The organism is Gemmobacter caeruleus (assembly GCF_008271655.1).
GTDB lineage: Bacteria > Pseudomonadota > Alphaproteobacteria > Rhodobacterales > Rhodobacteraceae > Gemmobacter > Gemmobacter caeruleus.
Genome location: NZ_VKKX01000022.1, coordinates 79,948 through 100,104, shown reverse-complemented (window position 1 = coordinate 100,104; position 20,157 = coordinate 79,948). Strand labels below are relative to the sequence as shown.

Below are 20,157 nucleotides of genomic sequence, written 5' to 3'. Positions count from 1 at the left end.
GAAGGGGCAAGGATGGCGCAACGCGAGGCGACGCTGGCCGAATTGGGGCTGACCGCGAAATCGGGCCGCGAGGCGCGCATTCGCGGTCTAGCGGTGGACAGCCGGGCGGTGCGGCCCGGCTTTCTGTTTGCCGCCATGCCGGGGGTGCGGGTGCATGGGGCGACCTTTGTGCCGCAGGTGATCGCGGCGGGGGCGGTCGCGATCCTGACCGATGCCGAAGGCGCGCGGCTGGCGGGCGATCTGCCCGAAGGCGTGGCGCTGGTGGTGGCCGAGGAGCCGCGCGCCGCGCTGGCCATGGCGGCGGCACTCTGGGCCGGGGCGCAGCCCGCGACCATGGTCGCGGTGACCGGCACCAACGGCAAGACCAGCGTCGCGACCTTTGCCCGCCAGATCTGGATGGCGCTTGGCCATGCCGCGATCAATATCGGCACGACCGGTGTTGAAGGCGCCTGGGCCGCGCCCTCGTCGCATACCACGCCCGACCCGATCACCCTGCATGCCATGTTGGCCGAGGCGGCCGCGGCGGGCGTGACCCATGCCGCGATGGAGGCGTCAAGCCACGGGCTTGACCAGCACCGGCTGGATGGGGTGCGGCTCAGGGCCGGGGGATTTACCAATTTCACCCAGGATCATCTGGATTATCACGGCACCTTTGACGCCTATTTCGCCGCCAAGGCGGGGCTGTTCACCCGTGTCCTGCCGCCCGACGCGGCGGCGGTGATCAACATGGATGATCCGCGCGGCGCCGATATGGCGCGGCTGGCGGCCGACCATGGTCAGCGGCTGATCACGGTGGGCCATGATGCCGGCTGCGATCTGTGCATCGCCGGGCAGCGCTTTGACGCGGCGGGGCAGGATGTGCGTTACCTTTGGCAGGGCCAGCCGCATCAGGTGCGGCTCAATCTGATCGGCGGTTTCCAGGCCGAGAATGTGGCCCTGGCCGCCGGGCTGGCCATCGGTGCAGGCAGTGCGCCGGGCGATGTGTTCCACGCCCTGCCGCAGCTTTCCGGCGTGCGCGGGCGGATGCAGCTCGCGGCGACGCGCGGCAATGGCGCCTCGGTCTTTGTCGATTACGCCCATACGCCCGATGCGATCGCAACCGCGCTGCGGGCCTTGCGCCCGCATGTGATGGGGCGGCTGATCGTGGTCTTTGGCGCCGGTGGCGACCGCGACCGCACCAAACGGCCCCTGATGGGCGCGGCGGCGGCGGCGCATGCCGATGTGGTTTTCGTCACCGACGACAACCCCCGCAGCGAGGAACCGGCGGCGATCCGGGCCGAGATCCTGGCCGCCTGCCCCGACGCGCATGAGGTGGGCGACCGCGCCGAGGCGATCCTGCGCGGGGTCGATGCCCTGCAACCGGGCGACGCGCTGCTGGTCGCCGGCAAGGGGCATGAGACGGGCCAGGTCATCAAGGGCGATATTTTCCCCTTTGACGATGTGGAGCAGGCCTCTATCGCCGTGGCCGCACTGGATGGGGTGATCTGACATGGCGCTGTGGACATCGGCCGAGGCTGTCGCGGCGACGGGGGGGCATTGCCCGGTGGCATGGCAGGCGCAAGGCGTGTCGATCGACACCCGCAGCCTGGCGCCCGGCGATCTGTTCGTGGCGCTGAAGGATGTGCGCGACGGCCATGATTTCGTGGCGCAGGCGCTGGAAAAGGGCGCCGCCGCCGCGCTGGTCAGCCGCATTCCCGAAGGCGTGGCACCCGATGCACCGCTCTTGCTGGTGCCCGATGTGCTGCGCGGGCTGGAGGATCTGGGCCGTGCCGCCCGGGCCCGCACCCGCGCGCGGGTGATCGGGGTGACCGGCTCGGTCGGCAAGACCTCTACCAAGGAAATGCTGCGCGCCATGCTGGCGGGGCAGGGCCGGGTTCATGCCGCCGAGGCCAGCTACAACAACCATTGGGGCGTGCCGCTGACGCTTGCACGGATGCCGGCAGAGGCTGATTTCGCGGTGATCGAGATCGGCATGAACCACCCCGGCGAAATCGCGCCGCTGGCGCGGCTGGCCGATCTGGATGTGGCGGTGATCACCACCGTTGCCCCGGCGCATCTCTTTGCCTTTGACAGCCTGGCGGGCATCGCCCGGGAAAAGGCCGCGATCCTGGACGGGCTGCGCCCCGGCGGCACCGCGATCCTGCCCGAGGGGCTGGAGGTCTCGCCCCTCCTGCGCGCCCGCGCCGCCGAGACCGGCATCCGCGCGGTGACCTTTGCCGAAACCGGCGCCGACTGGCAGATCGCCCAGGCGCAATGGGGCGAAGAGGCCAGCACCGTGCAGGCCGCAACCCCCGCCGGCCCGCGCCTGTTTCGCGTGCAATCCCCGGGCCGCCACTTTGCGGTGAACGCGCTGGCGGTGCTGGCCGTGGCCGAGGCGCTGCATCTGGACCCCGCGCTGTCGGCGCAGGGGCTGGGCCGCTGGGTGCCGCCCGCCGGGCGGGGCCAGCGCGAACGCATCATCACCGACCCGGTCGAGGAGACCGGCTTTGACCTGATCGACGACGCCTTCAACGCCAATCCGGCCTCGATGGCCGCCAGTCTGGATGTGCTGTCGATCCTGCAACCGCAGGACAATATCGGCCGCATCAAGCGCGGCCGCCGCATCGCCATTCTGGGCGACATGCTGGAACTGGGCGACAGCGAACTGGCCCTGCATGCCGCGATCGCCGGCTATCCGGCGCTGGCCTCGGTCACGCTGGTCCATTGCGTCGGGCCGCGCATGAAGGCGCTGCACGCGGTGCTGCCGCCTGCGCAACGCGGCGAATGGGTGGAACAGGCCGCCGACCTGCTGCCGCGCCTGCGCGCGCTGGTCGATGCCGGCGATATCGTGCTTGTGAAAGGGTCCAAGGGCATCAAGGTCAGCCTGCTGGTTGACGCCCTGCGCAAACTGGGGCAGGGCCGCCCCCAAGAAGACAAAGGGGCAGAGTAATGCTGTATATCCTGACGCAGTTCTCCGATGGCGGGGATCTGTTCAACCTGTTCCGCTACATCACCTTCCGCGCGGGGGCCGCGTTCTTTACCGCGCTGATCTTCGGCTTCCTGTTCGGGCGCCCGCTGATCAACCTCTTGCGCCGCAAGCAGGGCAAGGGGCAGCCCATTCGCGATGACGGCCCGGCCAGCCATTTCTCCAAGGCGGGGACGCCGACCATGGGGGGGCTGCTGATCCTGTCGGCGCTGGTCGTCTCGACCCTGCTCTGGGCGCGGCTGGATACGCCCTATGTCTGGATCGTGCTGCTGGTCACGCTGGGCTTTGGCCTGATCGGTTTTGCCGATGACTATGCCAAGGTCACGAAACAGAATACCAAGGGCGTGTCGGGCCGGGTGCGGATGCTTCTGGGCCTGATGATCGCGGCACTGGCCGCCTATGCCGCCGCGCGCTTTCACCCCGAGGCGCTGACCAACCAGCTTGCCCTGCCGCTGTTCAAGGATGCGCTGCTCAATCTTGGCTGGTTCTTCGTGCCCTTCGGCATGATCGTCGTGGTGGGGGCGGCCAATGCGGTGAACCTGACCGACGGGCTGGACGGTCTGGCCATCGGCCCGGTGATGATCGCCGCCGGCACTTTCGGCGCCATCGCCTATGTCGTCGGCAACGTCAATTTCGCCGATTATCTCGGCGTGCATTCGGTGCCCGGCACCGGCGAATTGCTGGTCTTTTCCGCCGCGCTGATCGGCGGGGGCCTGGGCTTTCTGTGGTATAACGCGCCCCCCGCCGCGGTCTTCATGGGCGATACCGGCAGCCTCGCGCTTGGCGGGGCGCTTGGCGCCATCGCGGTCTGCACCAAGCACGAGATCGTGCTGGCCATCGTCGGCGGCCTGTTCGTGGTCGAGGCGCTGAGCGTCATCATCCAGGTCGCCTATTTCAAGCGCACGGGGCGGCGCGTCTTCCTCATGGCGCCGATCCACCACCATTTCGAGAAAAAGGGCTGGGCCGAGCCGCAGATCGTGATCCGCTTCTGGATCATCTCGCTCATCCTCGCGCTGATCGGTCTGGCCACGCTCAAGGTGCGGTAAATGGCGGCGCGCGAGGCCGATCTCTATGCGCCGGTCAAGGCCTTCCTTGAAGGGCAGGGCTATGAGGTCAAGGCGGAGATCGGCGCCTGCGATGTGATGGCCGTGCGGGGCGACGACCCGCCGGTTGTCGTGGAACTGAAAACCGGCTTCACCCTCTCGCTGGTGATGCAGGGGGTCCAGCGGCAGACGATGTTTGAAAATGTCTATCTCGCCGTGCCCGCCCCGGGCAAGCGGGGCTGGTCGAACCGCTATCGGGATATGCTCGCGCTGTGCCGCAGGCTGGGTCTCGGGCTGCTGGTGGTGGGCGATAGTGTCGAGGCGCATCTCGACCCCGGCCCCTACGCGCCCCGCCGCCAAAGCGCCCGCGCCGGCCGTTTGCTGCGCGAATTCCAGCGTCGTGTGGGCGACCCGAATACCGGCGGAACCACCGGCTTGCCGCGCATGACGGCCTATCGGCAGGATGCGCTGCGCCTTGTCCGCGCGCTGCAACCCGGCCCCGCCGCGCCGCGCGTGCTGGCGGCGACGACCGGCGTCACCCGCGCCGCCGTCATGCTGCGCGCCGACCATTACGGCTGGTTCGAGAGGGTGGAAAAGGGCATCTATACCCTGACACCCAAGGGGCATGCCGCATTGGACGACCCCGCGGCTGCGGCCTTGTAATCCGTGAAGGGCCCCGATAGTCACGCATGAAATCCTGCCCCGCCGCGCGACGCAGATCATGATGCGCTGACCTCCCTGGGGCTTGGTCTTTGGCTGTTGCGTGCGTCCGGGGCGGGCATGACCACGCCGCAGGTGATCATGTGGCGCGGCGGCGCGCTGATCTCCCTGTGCATCTCGGCGTTGATGTTGGTCGCGGCCATCCAGCGGCGACCCAGGCTGACCTGGAATGAGAACGAAATCTCTTTCGTCGCGCTAATAGGGCTCTCAAGCAGATCCTATCGTCTGGCGGAATTTGGTCCGGTCATGCCCTATACATCATACGGGAGTCACCGTCAGCGCGTATTGAACTGTCTTGTCTTCCGTCCGTTGTCCGGCGGCAAGGCGCAGATCGTCGGCTTGCCGGATACGCGCCTGACGGAATCCGAACTCGCCGCCCTGGCCGCAGAGATCAACCGCGCGCGCGGCCTGCCCCCCGGCGCCGCGGACCCCGAAGCGGTGACAGAGGTCAATGGCCGCTTCAGCGGCAACATCATCGCCCTGATGATCTATGCGCCGATCCTTGGGGTGATGGCGATTCTGCTGCATTCCATGCTCTGACCTTGGCCACCATGACGTCGGGGATGACCTTGCACCGCCAGCGCAAATCTTCATAAGCTGACATGCACGCCGTGCGTGTGCTGCCCGGACAGGGCGACCCGCATATCCCGCCCCCGGGGCCAGAGGACGATCATGACCACCTACACATTGCGCGGATTCATCCTGGGCAAGGACGATCGCGGCAACATCGTAGTTGAGGGAGGCAGCACGCTGCAATTCGTGACCAGCGACGACTATCGCATGGTGTTCAATGAATATCCCTATCTGTCGCTTGAGACATTCAGCGACCGGGTGGTGCTGGCCACGGCCCAAGGGGAAAGCTACCTGATGACGCTCAACGATGCGCCGATTTCCGCGCTGGCCGGCATCGGCATCAGCACCCTGCAAATGAAGTCGGGATCGACCGGGATGATGATCATCAGACAGGTCGGCGATCCCGAGCAGGAACATAACTTTGCGCTTTCGGGCCGCGATATCCGGGTCAACAGCCTGTCGGATTTGCGGGGCCTGGGCATCACCTCCATCAAGCCCGATCTGAGTGGCCCCTTCGCCAAGGGCACGGTCGCCGTGCTGTCCGATGCGCTGGCAACGGTGGGTATCACTGAAAACGATGTTCTGAACATGCAGGAGGTCGCAGATCGCAGCGTCGATCTGGGGCGCGGCGATGACAGCGTCACCGGCACCGAGGCCGCCGAGGAAATCCGGCTCGGGATCGGTGCCGACCGCGCCAGCGGTCGCGGTGGCGATGATCTGATCCTGGGCCAGGGTGGCAATGATCGCCTGATGGGCGGCAGCGGCGCCGACACGCTCAATGGCGGGATGGGGCAGGACAGGCTGCTCGGCGGCGCCGGCGCCGACCGGCTTGTCGGCTTTCGCGGCAATGACCTGCTGCAAGGCGGCGGCGAGGCAGACACGCTCATCGGTGGGGCAGGGGCCGATCGGCTGATCTTCACCGATCGCGGCGGGCGCGACCGCGTCGTCGGCTTCACGCCCGGCACCGACCGGATCGACCTTTCCGGGCTGACCGAAATCACCAGCCTGCGCGACCTGACCACCGATCACCTGACCGAATCCGGGCGTAGCCTGATCATCGACGATCACGCCGGAAGCGTGATCACCCTCGCCGGGGTCACGCTTGACGATCTGCGCGCCGCAGACCTTGCCAGGCATTTCATCTTCTGACCCGCCATAACCAGCCCCTTTCCCCTTCGGCTTTTTCCAAATATTCCGGGGGGCGCGGGGGCTGACCCCGACATTCGACAGGGGGCAGGCATGATCGCGGTTCGGGGCTATGCGGGGCGCAAGGTGGCGGTGCTGGGGCTGGGGCGGTCGGGCCTTGCCACGGCGCGGGCGCTGCTGGCGGGCGGGGCCGAGCCGCTCTTGTGGGATGACAGCGCCGAAGCCCGCACGAGGGCCGAGACCGAGGGCTTTGCCTGCACCGACCTGCTGAAACATGGCGCGCTTGACGATGTGGCCTGCCTCGTCACCTCGCCCGGCATCCCGCATCTCTACCCCGCGCCGAACCGGGTGATTGACCGGGCGCTCGATCTCGGCATTCCGGTCGATAACGATATCGGCCTGTTCTTCCAAAGCCTCGCCACGCCGGAATGGGACAATTTCGATACCGTCCCCCGCGTGGTCTGCATCACCGGGTCGAACGGCAAATCCACCACCACGGCGCTGATCCAGCACATCCTGACCGAGGCCGGCCGCCCCAGCCAGATGGCCGGCAATATCGGGCGCGGCGTGCTGGATATCGACCCGCCCGGCGAGGGTGGGGTGGTGGTGCTGGAACTCTCCAGCTACCAGACCGATCTCGCCCGCGCGCTGACCCCCGATGTCGCGGTCTTCACCAATCTCTCGCCCGATCACATGGATCGCCACAGCGGCATGGGCGGCTATTTCGCGGCCAAGCGCCGGCTCTTTGCCGAGGGCGGGCCGGATCGTTGCGTGATCGGCGTGGACGAGGTCGAAGGGCGCTATCTTGCCAACCAGATGGGGCAGGGACCGGGCGATGACCGGGTGATCCGCATCTCCTCGGGGCAAAAGCTCGATGGCTTCGGCTGGTCGGTCTTTGCCCGCAAGGGGTTTCTGGCGGAATGGCGCAAGGGCCGGCAGATGGCCAGCATCGACCTGCGCGAGATCGGCGGATTGCCCGGCGCCCATAACCACCAGAACGCCTGCGCGGCCTATGCGGCCTGCCGCAGCCTCGGGTTGGCGCCAAAGCAGATCGAGGCGGCGCTGCATTCCTTTGGCGGTCTGCCGCATCGCAGCCAGCTGGTCGGTGAAAGGGGCGGCGTGCGCTTTGTCAATGACAGCAAGGCCACCAATGTCGATGCCGCCGCCAAGGCATTGCAAGCCTTCCCGAAAATCCGCTGGATCGCCGGCGGCATGGGCAAGGAGGGCGGCATCGCCGCGCTGGCTCCGCATATGGGCGCGGTGGTGAAGGCCTATCTCATCGGCTTTTCCGCCCGCGATTTCGCGCTGCAACTGGGCGATACCCCGCATGAGATCTGCGAGACGATGGAACGCGCGGTGGCCCGCGCCGCCGCAGAGGCCGCGCCGGGCGAGGTCGTCCTGCTGGCCCCCGCCGCCGCCAGTTTCGACCAATATCCGAATTTCGAAAAACGCGGCGAGGATTTCACCGCCCGGGTGCAGGCCCTGCTGGCGTGACCGCGCCTGCGCCTCTGGTCTTGCTCCTTGTCCAAATACTCAGATCCACCCCCGCCGCCGCGCAAGGGCCGGGGGTGGGCGCCTGACTTCGCGCTGGCCATGAACGGGGAATGCCGCTAGACTGGCGCAAAGGCCGGGGCACACCGGCCAGATGTGGCAAGCAGGCGTACAGGCGGTTCCCATGACTGAGATGGTCTATGGCTCGATGCCCGGCAAGGTATCGGAGCCGGTTCTTCCCAAATGGTGGCGCACCATCGACAAATGGTCGCTGACGGCGGTGCTGATGCTGTTTGGCATCGGCATCCTGCTCGGGCTGGCCGCCTCGGTGCCGCTCGCCACGCGCAACAACCTCGATCCGTTCCATTACGTCGAACGCCAGGGCTTTTTCGGCGCGCTGGCGCTGGTCGCGATGCTGGGGGTTTCCATGCTCCCCCCCGAGGCGGTGCGGCGCATCGGGATCGTGGGCTTTTTCGTGTCTTTCGTCGCGCTGGCGGCGCTGCCCTTTCTGGGCACCGATTTCGGCAAGGGCGCGATCCGCTGGTATTCGCTGGGCTTTGCCTCGTTCCAGCCGTCGGAATTCCTCAAGCCCGGCTTCATCGTGTTTTCCGCCTGGATGATGGCCGCCGCGCAGGAAATCAACGGCCCGCCGGGGCGACTGATCTCTTTTGCCTCCATGGTGATGGTGGTGTTCCTGCTGGCGATCCAGCCCGATTTCGGCCAGTCGATGCTGGTGATCTTTGGCTGGTGCGTGGTCTATTTCGTGGCCGGCGCCTCGATGGCGATCATCGTCTCGATCCTGGGGATGGTGGGGGGCGTGGGCTTCCTGCTTTACGGCATGTCCGAACACCTCGCGCGGCGGATCGACGGCTTTCTGGCCGCTGACGTGGACCCGCGCTCGCAGCTTGGCTATGCCACCAACGCCATTCAGGAGGGCGGCTTTTTCGGCGTCGGCGTGGGTGAGGGGCAGGTGAAATGGACGCTGCCCGATGCCCATACCGATTTCATCATCGCCGTCGCGGCCGAGGAATACGGGTTGATCCTGGTCCTGCTGATCCTCGGGCTTTACGGCACCGTGGTCGTGCGGTCGATGTTCCGGCTGATGAAGGAACGCGATCCCTTCGTGCGGCTGGCGGGGTCGGGGCTGGCCTGCATCTTTGGCGTCCAGGCCATGATCAACATGGGCGTCGCGGTGCGGCTTCTGCCGGCCAAAGGCATGACGCTGCCTTTCGTCAGCTATGGCGGGTCTTCGGTCATCGCGGCGGGCATCACCGTGGGGATGCTGCTGGCGCTGACTCGGTCGCGTCCGCAGGGCGAATTGCAGGATATCCTGTTCCGGCGGGGGCGCTGAGATGGCGGGCAAGGCGCCGCTTCTGCTGATTGCCGCCGGTGGCACCGGCGGGCACATGTTCCCCGCGCAGGCGCTGGCCGAGGCGATGATCGCGCGCGGCTGGCGGGTGAAACTGTCCACCGATGCGCGGGGCGCGCGCTATGCCGGCGGCTTTCCCCCGGCGGTGACCATCGAGGAAGTCTCCTCTGCCACCTTCGCCCGGGGCGGAGTGGTGGCGCGGCTGGCGGTGCCGTTCCGCATCGCGGGCGGCGTGGCCGCGGCCATGGCGGCGATGCTGCGCGACCGGCCGGCGGTAGTGGTGGGCTTCGGCGGCTACCCTTCGATCCCGGCCATCGCGGCGGCGACGCTTCTGCGGCTGCCGCGCATGATCCATGAACAGAACGGCGTGCTGGGCCGGGTCAATCAGGCCTTTGCCCGCCGGGTGCAGGCCGTGGCCTGCGGCACCTGGCCCACCGCGCTGCCCGCGGGTGTCACCGGCGACCATACCGGCAACCCCGTGCGCCAGGCGGTGCTGGACCGCGCCGGCGCCCCCTATATCCCGCCCGGCGATTACCCGATGAGCCTGGTGGTGATCGGCGGCAGCCAAGGTGCGCGCATCCTGTCCGATGTGGTCCCCGAGGCCATCGTGGCCCTGCCCGAACCGATCCGCCGCAACCTGCGTGTCGCCCATCAGGCCCGGGCCGAGGATCAGGACCGCGTGGTCGCGACCTATGCCGCCGCCGGCATCCTGGCCGAGGTGGAGCCGTTCTTTGCCGACATCCCGCGCCGCCTGTCCGAGGCGCAACTGGTGATCTCGCGCTCCGGGGCCTCGTCCATCGCCGATATCTCGGTGATCGGGCGCCCGGCGATCCTCATTCCCTTCGCCGCCGCCACCGCCGACCACCAGACCGCCAATGCCCGTGGGCTGGTTTCCGCCGAGGCCGCGATCCTGATCCCGGAATCCGCTCTTGACCCCGCGACGCTCTCGGCGCACATCGCCGCGGTGCTTTCGCATCCCGAAGCCGCCGGCCGCATGGCCGCCAATGCCCTTGCGCAGGGCCGCCCCGATGCCACCGACCGGCTGGTCGATCTGGTCCTGCGCCTGTCCGAAACCGCGTGATCCCGGAACCCGTGCCATGAATGCCACCAAACTGCCGCTTGAGCTTGGCCCCATCCATTTCGTCGGGATCGGCGGCATCGGCATGTCGGGCATCGCCGAGGTGCTGATGACCCATGGCTACCGCGTGCAGGGATCCGACGCCAAGTCGTCAAAGATCACCGACCGTCTGGTCAAGCTGGGCGCCCGGTTTTTCGAGGGGCAGCGCGCGGCGAATATCGGCGATGACGTGGCGGTGGTGGTGATCTCGTCGGCGATCAAGCCCGGCAACCCGGAACTGGAGGAGGCCCGCCGCCGCAAGCTGCCGGTGGTGCGCCGCGCCGAAATGCTGGCCGAGCTGATGCGCCTGCGCTCGAACATCGCCATCGCCGGGACGCATGGCAAGACCACGACCACCACGATGGTCGCCACGCTGCTCGACAAGGGCGGCTTCGACCCGACGGTGATCAATGGCGGCGTGATCCATGCCTATGGCTCGAACGCGCGCGCCGGCGCCGGCGAATGGATGGTGGTGGAGGCCGATGAAAGCGATGGCAGCTTCAATCGCCTGCCCGCGACCATCGCCATCGTCACCAATATCGACCCTGAACATATGGAGCATTGGGGCAGCTTCGACGCGCTGCGCAAGGGCTTCTACGATTTCGTGTCGAACATCCCCTTCTATGGTCTGGCGGTCTGCTGCACCGACCATGCCGAGGTGCAGGCCCTGGTCGGCCGTGTCACCGACCGGCGTATCGTCACCTTTGGCTTCAACGCCCAGGCCGATGTGCGCGCGGTGAACCTCAGGTTCGAAAACGGCAAGGCGCATTTCGATATCCTGCTTCAGGGCGAAGGGGAGGGTGCGAAAATCGAAGGCTGCACCCTGCCCATGCCGGGTGATCACAATGTGTCCAACGCGCTGTCGGCGGTGGCCGTGGCCCGCCATCTGGGCATGAAGAAAGAAGAAATCCGCGACGCGCTGGCGCAGTTCGCCGGCGTGAACCGCCGCTTTACCAAGGTGGCCGAGGTAAACGGCGTCACCATCATCGACGATTACGGCCATCACCCGGTGGAGATCGCCGCCGTGCTGAAGGCCGCGCGTCAGGCGATTGCCGGGCGCGAGGGCGCGCGGGTCATCGCTGTGCATCAGCCGCACCGCTATACCCGGCTTTCCTCGCTGTTCGACGATTTCTGCACCTGCTTCAACGAGGCCGATGTGGTCGGCATCGCCGAGGTCTATGCGGCGGGCGAAGACCCGATCCCCGGGGCGGGGCGCGACGATCTGGTCTCGGGCCTGATCGCGCATGGCCATCGCCATGCCCGCGCGGTGATCGACGAGGCCGATCTGACGCGGCTCTTTCGTGAACAGACCCGGCCGGGCGATATCTTCGTCTGTCTGGGCGCCGGCACGATCAGCGCCTGGGCCAATGCGCTGCCCGCGCGACTGAGCGAAAAGGCCGCCTGAACGCAGCGCGCCCGCCGCCGCCGCGAATTTTCGACGAAAATTCGCCCCCGGCGCGGGCGTGATTGCCGTCTTGCGCCGCCCCCCTTGCTTGGGGCAGAACCGCGTCATGACAAAGCTTCCCCAGCCCCGCGGCACCCTGACCGAAAACCGGCCTCTGGCCGATCTGACCTGGCTGCGGGTGGGCGGCCCGGCCGATTGGCTGTTCCAGCCCGCCGATGCCGAAGATCTGGCGGCGTTCCTTGCCGCGCTTGATCCTGCGATCCCGGTCTTTCCCATGGGGGTGGGGTCGAACCTGATCGTGCGCGATGGCGGGTTGCGGGCGGTGGTGATCCGGCTGGGGCGCGGCTTCAACGGCATCGCGATCGAGGGGGACCGGGTTATCGCCGGTGCCGCCGCGCTGGATGCCCATGTAGCCCGCAAGGCCGCCGAGGCGGGGCGCGATCTGACCTTCCTGCGCACCATCCCCGGCTCCATCGGCGGGGCGGTGCGGATGAATGCGGGCTGCTATGGCCATTATGTCGCGGATTTTCTGGAGGAAATCCGCATCGTCACCCGGCATGGGCGGCAAGAGACCCTGCCCGCCGCCGCGCTCCATCTGCGCTATCGGCAATCCGACCTGCCCGAAGGGGCGGTGGTGATCGGCGCCACCTTCCGCGCGCCCTCGGGCGATCCGGCTGAGCTGGCCGCCCGGATGGAGGATCAGCTGGCAAAGCGCGATGCCAGCCAGCCGACCCGCGACCGCAGCGCCGGTTCAACCTTTCGCAACCCACTGGGGCGCAGCTCCACCGGCGCGGCGGATGACACGCATGAGCTGAAGGCCTGGAAGGTGATCGACGATGCCGGGATGCGCGGCGCGCGCCTCGGCGGCGCCCAGATGAGCGAGATGCATTCCAATTTCCTGATCAATGCCGGGGGTGCCACCGCGGCCGATCTGGAAAATCTCGGTGAGGAAGTGCGAAAAAGGGTTTTCCAACACAGCGGGATCACGCTAGAGTGGGAAATCATGCGCGTCGGTGAACCGGCGGCAAAATAACAAGAATATCGGGGCATCAGACCCTGAAGAGGCAGTAAATGGCGGGCAAGTCGGGTCAGGCATGCTCCCGTGTGGCGGTGTTGATGGGTGGGCTTTCCGCGGAGCGGGAGGTGTCGCTCGTTTCCGGGCGTGAATGCGCCAATGCCCTGCGGGTGGCGGGATATGAGGTGATCGAGGTCGATGCCGGCCCCGACCTCGTGGCGCGCCTGCAAGAGATCCGCCCCGATGTGGTGTTCAACGCGCTTCATGGCCGCTGGGGCGAGGATGGCTGCGTGCAGGGCATCCTCGAATGGCTGCGCATCCCCTATACGCATTCCGGCGTGCTGGCCTCGGCCCTGGCGATGGACAAGCAGCGCAGCAAGGAGGCCTATCGCGCCGCCGGCCTGCCCATCGTGGACAGCGTGCTGGCCAGCCGCGAGGAGGCGAGCCGCCGCCATGTCCTGCCGCCGCCCTATGTGGTGAAACCCTATAACGAAGGGTCGTCGGTCGGGGTCTATATCGTGGCCGAAGGCGCGAATGCGCCGCCGCAACTGGCCGCCACCATGCCCGATACCGTGATGGTCGAGACCTATGCCCCGGGCCGCGAGATGACCTGCGCCGTGCTGGGCGACCGGGCGCTGGCGGTGACCGACATCATCACCTCGGGCTGGTATGACTATGACGCCAAATACAAGGCGGGCGGGTCGCGCCACGAGATCCCCGCCCAGGTGCCGGCCGAGATCGCGGATGCCTGTCTGGAATACGCCCTGCGCGCGCATCGCGCCCTGGGCTGCCGGGGGCTGAGCCGCACCGATTTCCGCTGGGACGAGGCGCGCGGGCTGGCCGGGCTGATCCTGCTGGAGACCAATACCCAGCCGGGCATGACGCCCACCTCGCTGGCGCCCGAACAGGCCGCGCATGTCGGCATCGGCTTTCCCGAACTGTGCCGCTGGATCGTGGAGGATGCCTCATGCGACCGCTAGTCGCCGAGCGCCGCTATGCCACCGAGCCCGCGCCGCGCGCCGTGGCCGCCGCCGCGCCGCAAGGCGGGCAGCCGGGCGCCCAGCGTCGCGATCCGGCGCCCACGCGCATGGCCTACCGGATGCAGCGGCTCTGGCTGACGCCGCTGTTTCGCGTGGTGGTGCGGGTCGGGGTGCCGGCCTTTGTGCTGTCGCTGGCGGTGCTGCTCTGGCTGGGCAATGATGCCCGGCGCGCAGCGATTCTGGCGCAGATCGACGCCTGGAAGGTTGCGGTCGAGAACCGCCCCGAATTTCGCGTGAACGTGTTGCAGATCACCGGGGCCTCGCCGTCGCTGGATGCGGCGATCCGCGACATGCTGGCGCTGAAACTGCCGATGTCGAGCTTTGACATCGACCTGGAGGCCGCGCGCGCCAGGATCGCCACGCTGGATGCGGTGGAGGGGGTGACGGTGCGCGTCGCCGGTTCCGGCGCGCTGGAGGTGGGCATCACCGAGCGCGTGCCCGCGCTGGTCTGGCGCCGGGGCGAGGAGCTGGATCTGCTCGACAAGACCGGGCGGCGCATCGCGCGCATTCTGGTGCGCGGCGACCGGCCCGACCTGCCGCTGCTGGCGGGCGAGGGGGCGAATGCCGCCGCCGCCGAGGCGCTGCGCATCGTGGCCGCCGCCGGCCCGGTGAAGGACCGCCTGCGCGGCCTTGTGCGGGTGGGCGAACGCCGCTGGGATCTGGTGCTGGATCGCGACCAGCGCATCCTGCTGCCGGCGAGCGAACCTGTCCGCGCGCTGGAGCGTCTGCTGGCGCTCGACAAGGCCGAAGACCTTTTGAACCGCGACATACTCACCGTGGACCTGCGCAATCGCCAGCGTCCGACCCTTCGTCTTGCCCCCGATGCGCTGCGCGAGATGCGCCGCGCCATGGGCCTTGTCACCGTGGAGAACGACCTGTGACCGATCTCTATCAATCCCAGCGTGCCATGCGGAACATGCGCCGCGCCGCCATGCAGCGGGGCGTGGTCGCCATTCTCGATATCGGGTCGAGCAAGATCGCCTGTCTGGTTCTGCGCTTTGACGGGCCGGAGCGGCGGCGCGAAACCGATGGCGTGGGGTCGATGGCGGGGCAATCGCAATTCCGCATCATCGGCGCCGCCACCACCCGGTCGCGCGGTGTGCGCTTTGGCGAAATCCACGCGATGAGCGAAACCGAGCGCGCCATCCGCACCGCCGTGCAGGCCGCGCAGAAGATGGCGAATGTGCGGGTCGATCACGTCATCGCCTGTTTCGCCGGCGCCGAGCCGCGCAGCTATGGTCTGGCGGGCGAGATCGAGCTTCAGGATTCGGTGGTGACCGAACAGGATGTCGCGCGGGTTCTGGCCTCGTGCGACATGCCCGATATCGGGCAGGGGCGCGAGGTGCTGCATGCCCAGCCGGTGAATTTCGCGCTGGATCACCGTTCGGGTCTGGGTGATCCGCGCGGGCAGATCGGCAACCGACTGGCCTGTGACATGCACCTTCTGTCGGTCGAGGCCAGCGTGGTGCAAAACCTGTTCTATTGCATCAAGCGCTGCGACCTCGAACTGGCGGGGATCGCCTCCTCGGCCTATGTGTCGGGCATTTCCTCGCTGGTCGAGGATGAACAGGAACTGGGCGCGGCCTGTATCGACATGGGCGGCGGCGCGACGGGCCTGTCGATCTTCATCAAGAAGCACATGATCTATGCCGACAGCGTGCGCATGGGCGGCGATCACATCACGCTCGACATCTCCAAGGGGCTGCAAGTGCCGATGGCGGTGGCCGAGCGGATCAAGACCAAGCATGGCGGTGTGCATGCCACCAGCATGGACGACCGCGAGATGATCGAGATGGGCGGCGACAGCGGCGACTGGGAAAAGGACAGCCGCCGTGTGAGCCGGACCGAGCTGATCGGCATCATGCGCCCGCGCGTCGAGGAAATTCTGGAAGAGGCGCGCGCGCGGCTGGATGCGGCGGGTTTCGACCACCTGCCCAGCCAGCAGATCGTGCTGACCGGCGGCGCCAGCCAGATCCCCGGGCTTGACACCCTGGCGACGCGGATCCTGGGCCAGCGCGTCCGCCTGGGGCGCCCGCTGCGCATTCAGGGCCTGCCGCAGGCCGTGACCGGACCGGCCTTCTCCTCCTCGGTCGGGCTCTGTCTCTTTGCGACCAGCCCGCAGGACGAATGGTGGGATTTCGACATCCCGACCGAAAAATACCCGGCGCGGTCCCTGAAACGGGCCTTCAAGTGGTTCAAGGACAACTGGTAACCCCCACATTCTGCGTCAGAGGCGAAATCCCGCCGATCAAAAGCGGGTTATCCCCCATATTTTGTGGGGGAAGGACGTTTTTTTCGTGACGCCAACGGCCACTGTGGATAGAATTGAGGATAATTCGGAGATTCCGCATCCGGGACAGATGCGCGCGGGCTCTGGAAGCAAATGAAAAATATGGCGGCTCACTAGTATAGCAGGCGGATTGGCGATGACCTTGAATCTCATGATGACCTCCCAGCAGCAGGATCTGAAGCCTCGCATCACCGTCTTCGGTGTGGGCGGCGCCGGCGGCAATGCTGTCAACAACATGATCGACAAGAACCTGGAAGGCGTCGAATTCGTCGTGGCCAATACGGACGCGCAGGCGCTGCAACAGTCGCGCGCCGACAGCCGCATCCAGATGGGCCCGAAAGTGACCGAGGGTCTGGGGGCAGGGGCCCGTCCGCAGGTAGGCGCCGCCGCCGCCGAGGAAACCATCGAGGCCATCGTCGATCATCTGGCCGGGGCGCATATGTGCTTCATCACCGCCGGCATGGGCGGCGGCACCGGCACCGGCGCCGCGCCGATCATCGCGCAGGCCGCGCGGGAACTGGGCGTGCTGACCGTCGGCGTGGTGACCAAACCCTTCCAGTTCGAGGGCAACAAGCGGATGCGCCAGGCCGAGGACGGCATCGAGGCCCTGCAAAAGGTCGTGGACACGCTGATCATCATCCCGAACCAGAACCTGTTCCGCCTGGCCAATGAACGCACCACCTTTACCGAGGCCTTCGCCATGGCCGATGACGTGCTGTATCAGGGCGTCAAGGGCGTGACCGACCTCATGGTGAAGCCGGGCCTGATCAACCTCGATTTCGCCGATGTCCGTTCGGTGATGGACGAGATGGGCAAGGCCATGATGGGCACGGGCGAGGCGACGGGCGAAGATCGCGCCGTGCAGGCCGCCGAAAAGGCGATCGCAAACCCGCTGCTCGACGAAATCAGCCTGAACGGCGCCAAGGGCGTGCTGATCAACATCACCGGCGGCTATGACCTGACCCTTTTCGAACTGGACGAGGCCGCGAACATCATCCGCGAAAAGGTCGATCCCGACGCCAATATCATCGTCGGCTCGACCCTCGATCCGAATATGGAAGGCACGATCCGCGTGTCGGTCGTGGCGACCGGCATTGACGCTTCGGCCTCCAACCGGGCCGAGACGCCGACCCGCCGCCCGATGGGCTCGGCCGCGCCGACCTTTGCCCCGGAACCCGCGCCGCAGCCCGTGCAGCAGCAGCGCCCGGTGATCACCGCCCAGGTGACCCCGGCGCCGCAGCCGATGGCGCTGGCACCGCAGCAGGCCGCCCCGCAGCCCGCGCCGCAACCGGCGCCCTCGCTGTTCGACGCGCCGGCACCGCAGGCCAGCTTCCATCCGGTGCATGATCAGGATGAGGCGATGGACGACATGCCGCCCCCGGCCTATCGCCCCGCGCCGCAGCCGCAGGCTCAGGTCGCCCCGCAACAGCGTGGCTACAGTGCCCATGACGAGGAAGCCGCCGCCTTTGTCGCGCCGCGTCCGCGCCCGGCCGGCCAGCCCTCGCCCGAGGCCCTGGCGCGTCTGCAAGCGGCGGTCAGCAAGGCCCCGGCCCAGTCGCGCGCGCAGCCCGTGGCGCAGCGCCCCGCGGCGCCCGCCGCCCCGGCTGCCCCCGCCCGTGCGGCAGAAAAGCCGCGCTTTGGCATCGGCTCGCTGATCAATCGCATGGCTGGCCATGCCGAGGCCCCGGCCGAACGCCCCGCGCCGCGCCAGCAGCCGCAGGTGCAGGCCTATGACGATGAGCCGGAGCTGTCGGCCGATCAGGAACGGATCGAAATCCCGGCCTTCCTGCGTCGTCAGGCGAATTGAGCGACGTCACGTCAAGATAACATCCTGACAAAAGAAGGTCCGCCATGGCGGACCTTTTTCATTGTGAAATCAATGCATTATGGGGTCGTTGGCGGATTGTTGCACCGCCTTTGCCCGACTGTTACATCCGGTTACAAAGAGTGAGTTGTTCAAACAGCCCCGCCGAATTACCTAAACTGCGCGGCAAATGCCTTGTGGATAAGGCCGCGGAATCCTTGGATCGGCTTGGGGGCTGACTGTGCAGAATACCTTGAAATCCGCCGCGGTCTTTACCGGACTGGGGCTGCATTCCGGGGAAGCCGTGCGCATGGTGGTGCATCCGGCGCCGGCCGATACCGGCGTGTGGTTCCGTCGCACCGACCTTGATCTGGCCGACCCGCTGATCCCGGCCCGCTGGGATGCGGTGGTGCCGTCAAAGCTTTGCACCCTGGTCGCCAACCCCTCGGGCGTGTCGGTATCGACCATCGAACATATCATGGCCGCGCTGGCGGGCTGCGCCATCCATAATGCGCTGATCGAGATCGACGGGCCGGAAGTGCCGATCCTCGACGGGTCTTCGGTGCCTTTCGTGCAGACCTTTCTGGAAATCGGCCTGCGGGTGCAGGAGGCGCCGGTGCGCGCGATCCGCGTTGTCAAGCCGGTCGAGGTGCGCGAGGGGGAGGCCGTGGCGCGGCTGGAGCCGTCGGACAATCTGGAAATCGACTTTCGCATCGACTTTGCCGAAGCCGCGATCGGCCGGCAGGAAAAACATCTGTCGATGGCGAATGGCGCCTTTGTGCGCGAGCTTTGCGACAGCCGCACCTTCTGCCTTCAGGCCGATGTGGACCGGATGCGCGCCAATGGCCTGGCGCTTGGCGGCACGCTGGAAAATGCCGTGGTCTTTGAAGACGGCGAAGTGCTGAGTCCCGGTGGCCTGCGTCATGACGACGAACCCGTGCGCCACAAGATGCTGGACGCGCTTGGCGATCTGTCGCTGGCGGGCGGGCCGATCCTGGGTCGCTATACCGGCATCCGCGCCGGCCACGCCCTGACCAACCGCCTGTTGCGCGCGCTGTTCGCCGATGCCAGCGCCTATCGCTTTGTCGATGTGGGCGGCATGACCGACCGCAAGCTGCCGGGCATGGGTGTGCATCGCGGCGATCTGCCGGTCCATGCCTGATCGCGCCGCCGCGCCGCCGCGAAAGGCGTTTTGCGCCGCCGGATTTTCTATGCTAGGACAAGCCGAACACCCTGCCTTGCCAAAGGCGGGGCAGATCCGTGCCGCCGTCTGAGGCGGCGGTCACGGGCGGGAATTGACGAGGCAGATGTGCGAAAGATCACGGGTGGAACTTCGGGCGCGGGCGGTCTGGGCGGGTTGGTGCTGGTGACCTTCCTGGCGGCTTGCGGGGGTGGTGCGGCCAACAAGGAACCGGCCCTCGATACGCTGAGCGCCGAACAGATCTACAAGCGTGGCGAATTCACGCTGGAAGAAGACCGCGACCCCGAATCTGCCGTGCGCTATTTCGCCGAGATCGAGCGGCTCTACCCCTATTCCGACTGGGCCCGCCGTGCGCTGATCATGCAGGCCTTCACCTATCACAAGAACAAGGAATACGAGGATGCCCGCCAGGCCGCCCAGCGTTTCCTGGATTATTATCCGGGCGACGAGGATGCGGCCTATGCGAAATACCTGCTGGCACTGAGCTATTATGACCAGATCGACGAGGTGGGCCGCGATCAGGGCCTGACCTTCCAGGCCTTGCAAGCGCTGCGCGAGGTGATCGAGGAATATCCCAATTCCGAATATGCGCGCTCGGCCATCCTGAAATTCGACCTCGCCTTTGACCATCTGGCGGCGAAAGAGATGGAGATCGGGCGCTATTACCTCAAGCGCGGGCATTACACGGCGGCGATCAACCGCTTCCGCACCGTGGTGCAGGATTTCCAGACCACGACCCACACCGCCGAGGCGCTGCACCGGCTGGTGGAGGCCTATCTGGCGCTTGGCCTGACCGATGACGCCCAGACGGCGGCGGCGATTCTGGGCCATAACTATCAGTCCAGCCCGTTCTATCAGGACAGCTACAAGCTTTTGACGGCGCGCGGGCTGGAGCCCAAGGCCAAGGGCGACGGCTGGCTGGCGGCGATCTATCGCCAGATGATCCGGGGCCAGTGGTTGTAAGGGGCCGACGGGGCC

At 67.1% G+C, this 20,157-nt stretch carries 17 protein-coding genes; all 17 read left to right on the top strand.

The genetic code is table 11. The annotated features are described in order from the left end of the window. Positions 1-12 precede the first annotated feature (12 nt). Positions 13-1,488 (top strand): UDP-N-acetylmuramoyl-L-alanyl-D-glutamate--2,6-diaminopimelate ligase, encoded by a 1,476-nt coding sequence (locus FOA17_RS07410; protein ID WP_149140838.1) that lies wholly within the window; start codon positions 13-15, stop codon positions 1,486-1,488. 1 nt (position 1,489) lies between these two features. Further along, entirely contained in the window at positions 1,490-2,929 is a 1,440-nt protein-coding gene (locus FOA17_RS07405) for a UDP-N-acetylmuramoyl-tripeptide--D-alanyl-D-alanine ligase (RefSeq protein ID WP_149140837.1), read from the top strand. Next, positions 2,929-4,011 carry a phospho-N-acetylmuramoyl-pentapeptide-transferase gene (gene mraY, locus FOA17_RS07400; RefSeq protein ID WP_149140836.1) on the top strand — a complete coding sequence of 361 codons (1,083 nt, stop codon included), beginning with the start codon at positions 2,929-2,931 and terminating at the stop codon, positions 4,009-4,011. Before FOA17_RS07405 ends, mraY begins: the two co-directional genes overlap by 1 nt. Beyond that, positions 4,012-4,671: a DUF2161 family putative PD-(D/E)XK-type phosphodiesterase gene (locus FOA17_RS07395; protein WP_149140835.1), complete on the top strand. Its 660-nt coding sequence runs from the start codon at positions 4,012-4,014 to the stop codon at positions 4,669-4,671. Positions 4,672-4,788: 117 nt separating this feature from the next. Next, entirely contained in the window at positions 4,789-5,268 is a 480-nt protein-coding gene (locus FOA17_RS07390) for a hypothetical protein (protein ID WP_149140834.1), read from the top strand. 132 nt (positions 5,269-5,400) lie between these two features. Next, positions 5,401-6,450 (top strand): calcium-binding protein, encoded by a 1,050-nt coding sequence (locus tag FOA17_RS07385; RefSeq protein ID WP_149140833.1) that lies wholly within the window; start codon positions 5,401-5,403, stop codon positions 6,448-6,450. 90 nt (positions 6,451-6,540) lie between these two features. Then, a complete protein-coding gene (gene murD / locus FOA17_RS07380) occupies positions 6,541-7,941 on the top strand; it encodes a UDP-N-acetylmuramoyl-L-alanine--D-glutamate ligase (protein ID WP_149140832.1) in 1,401 nt (466 codons plus the stop codon). Between the two features lie 181 nt (positions 7,942-8,122). Next, positions 8,123-9,289, top strand: a complete 1,167-nt coding sequence (locus FOA17_RS07375; protein WP_149140831.1) for a peptidoglycan glycosyltransferase FtsW — start codon at positions 8,123-8,125, stop codon at positions 9,287-9,289. A 1-nt stretch (position 9,290) separates the two neighbouring features. Then, complete coding sequence (locus tag FOA17_RS07370; protein ID WP_149140830.1) at positions 9,291-10,388, top strand: UDP-N-acetylglucosamine--N-acetylmuramyl-(pentapeptide) pyrophosphoryl-undecaprenol N-acetylglucosamine transferase; 1,098 nt, start codon at positions 9,291-9,293, stop codon at positions 10,386-10,388. Between the two features lie 16 nt (positions 10,389-10,404). Continuing rightward, entirely contained in the window at positions 10,405-11,829 is a 1,425-nt protein-coding gene (gene murC / locus FOA17_RS07365; protein ID WP_149140829.1) for a UDP-N-acetylmuramate--L-alanine ligase, read from the top strand. Between the two features lie 106 nt (positions 11,830-11,935). Continuing rightward, positions 11,936-12,862, top strand: coding sequence for a UDP-N-acetylmuramate dehydrogenase (gene murB, locus FOA17_RS07360; protein ID WP_149140828.1), 927 nt, complete (start codon positions 11,936-11,938; stop codon positions 12,860-12,862). Between the two features lie 38 nt (positions 12,863-12,900). Further along, the gene (locus tag FOA17_RS07355) at positions 12,901-13,824 is read left to right on the top strand and encodes a D-alanine--D-alanine ligase (RefSeq protein WP_149140827.1); all 924 of its coding nucleotides are present in this window, start codon (positions 12,901-12,903) and stop codon (positions 13,822-13,824) included. Beyond that, positions 13,812-14,765 (top strand): cell division protein FtsQ/DivIB, encoded by a 954-nt coding sequence (locus tag FOA17_RS07350; protein WP_149140826.1) that lies wholly within the window; start codon positions 13,812-13,814, stop codon positions 14,763-14,765. Before FOA17_RS07355 ends, FOA17_RS07350 begins: the two co-directional genes overlap by 13 nt. Next, the gene (gene ftsA, locus FOA17_RS07345) at positions 14,762-16,096 is read left to right on the top strand and encodes a cell division protein FtsA (RefSeq protein ID WP_149140825.1); all 1,335 of its coding nucleotides are present in this window, start codon (positions 14,762-14,764) and stop codon (positions 16,094-16,096) included. The genes FOA17_RS07350 and ftsA overlap by 4 nt, the downstream gene beginning before the upstream one ends. A gap of 214 nt (positions 16,097-16,310) precedes the next feature. Continuing rightward, complete coding sequence (ftsZ, locus tag FOA17_RS07340; RefSeq protein WP_149140824.1) at positions 16,311-17,981, top strand: cell division protein FtsZ; 1,671 nt, start codon at positions 16,311-16,313, stop codon at positions 17,979-17,981. Between the two features lie 238 nt (positions 17,982-18,219). Next, the gene (gene lpxC, locus FOA17_RS07335; protein ID WP_149140823.1) at positions 18,220-19,140 is read left to right on the top strand and encodes a UDP-3-O-acyl-N-acetylglucosamine deacetylase; all 921 of its coding nucleotides are present in this window, start codon (positions 18,220-18,222) and stop codon (positions 19,138-19,140) included. 156 nt (positions 19,141-19,296) lie between these two features. Next, a complete protein-coding gene (locus tag FOA17_RS07330; RefSeq protein ID WP_149141420.1) occupies positions 19,297-20,142 on the top strand; it encodes an outer membrane protein assembly factor BamD in 846 nt (281 codons plus the stop codon). The last annotated feature ends 15 nt before the right edge of the window (positions 20,143-20,157 follow it).

What these genes read in the sequence shown, in the direction of transcription:
- FOA17_RS07385 (WP_149140833.1), top strand. Translation starts at nt 5,401, where the DNA reads ATGACCACCTACACATTGCGCGGATTCATCCTGGGCAAGGACGATCGC.
- murB (WP_149140828.1), top strand. Translation starts at nt 11,936, where the DNA reads ATGACAAAGCTTCCCCAGCCCCGCGGCACCCTGACCGAAAACCGGCCT.
- mraY (WP_149140836.1), top strand. Translation starts at nt 2,929, where the DNA reads ATGCTGTATATCCTGACGCAGTTCTCCGATGGCGGGGATCTGTTCAAC.
- FOA17_RS07370 (WP_149140830.1), top strand. Translation starts at nt 9,291, where the DNA reads ATGGCGGGCAAGGCGCCGCTTCTGCTGATTGCCGCCGGTGGCACCGGC.
- ftsZ (WP_149140824.1), top strand. Translation starts at nt 16,311, where the DNA reads ATGACCTTGAATCTCATGATGACCTCCCAGCAGCAGGATCTGAAGCCT.
- FOA17_RS07350 (WP_149140826.1), top strand. Translation starts at nt 13,812, where the DNA reads ATGCGACCGCTAGTCGCCGAGCGCCGCTATGCCACCGAGCCCGCGCCG.
- murD (WP_149140832.1), top strand. Translation starts at nt 6,541, where the DNA reads ATGATCGCGGTTCGGGGCTATGCGGGGCGCAAGGTGGCGGTGCTGGGG.
- FOA17_RS07410 (WP_149140838.1), top strand. Translation starts at nt 13, where the DNA reads ATGGCGCAACGCGAGGCGACGCTGGCCGAATTGGGGCTGACCGCGAAA.
- FOA17_RS07375 (WP_149140831.1), top strand. Translation starts at nt 8,123, where the DNA reads ATGACTGAGATGGTCTATGGCTCGATGCCCGGCAAGGTATCGGAGCCG.
- FOA17_RS07355 (WP_149140827.1), top strand. Translation starts at nt 12,901, where the DNA reads ATGGCGGGCAAGTCGGGTCAGGCATGCTCCCGTGTGGCGGTGTTGATG.
- murC (WP_149140829.1), top strand. Translation starts at nt 10,405, where the DNA reads ATGAATGCCACCAAACTGCCGCTTGAGCTTGGCCCCATCCATTTCGTC.
- FOA17_RS07390 (WP_149140834.1), top strand. Translation starts at nt 4,789, where the DNA reads ATGACCACGCCGCAGGTGATCATGTGGCGCGGCGGCGCGCTGATCTCC.
- FOA17_RS07405 (WP_149140837.1), top strand. Translation starts at nt 1,490, where the DNA reads ATGGCGCTGTGGACATCGGCCGAGGCTGTCGCGGCGACGGGGGGGCAT.
- FOA17_RS07395 (WP_149140835.1), top strand. Translation starts at nt 4,012, where the DNA reads ATGGCGGCGCGCGAGGCCGATCTCTATGCGCCGGTCAAGGCCTTCCTT.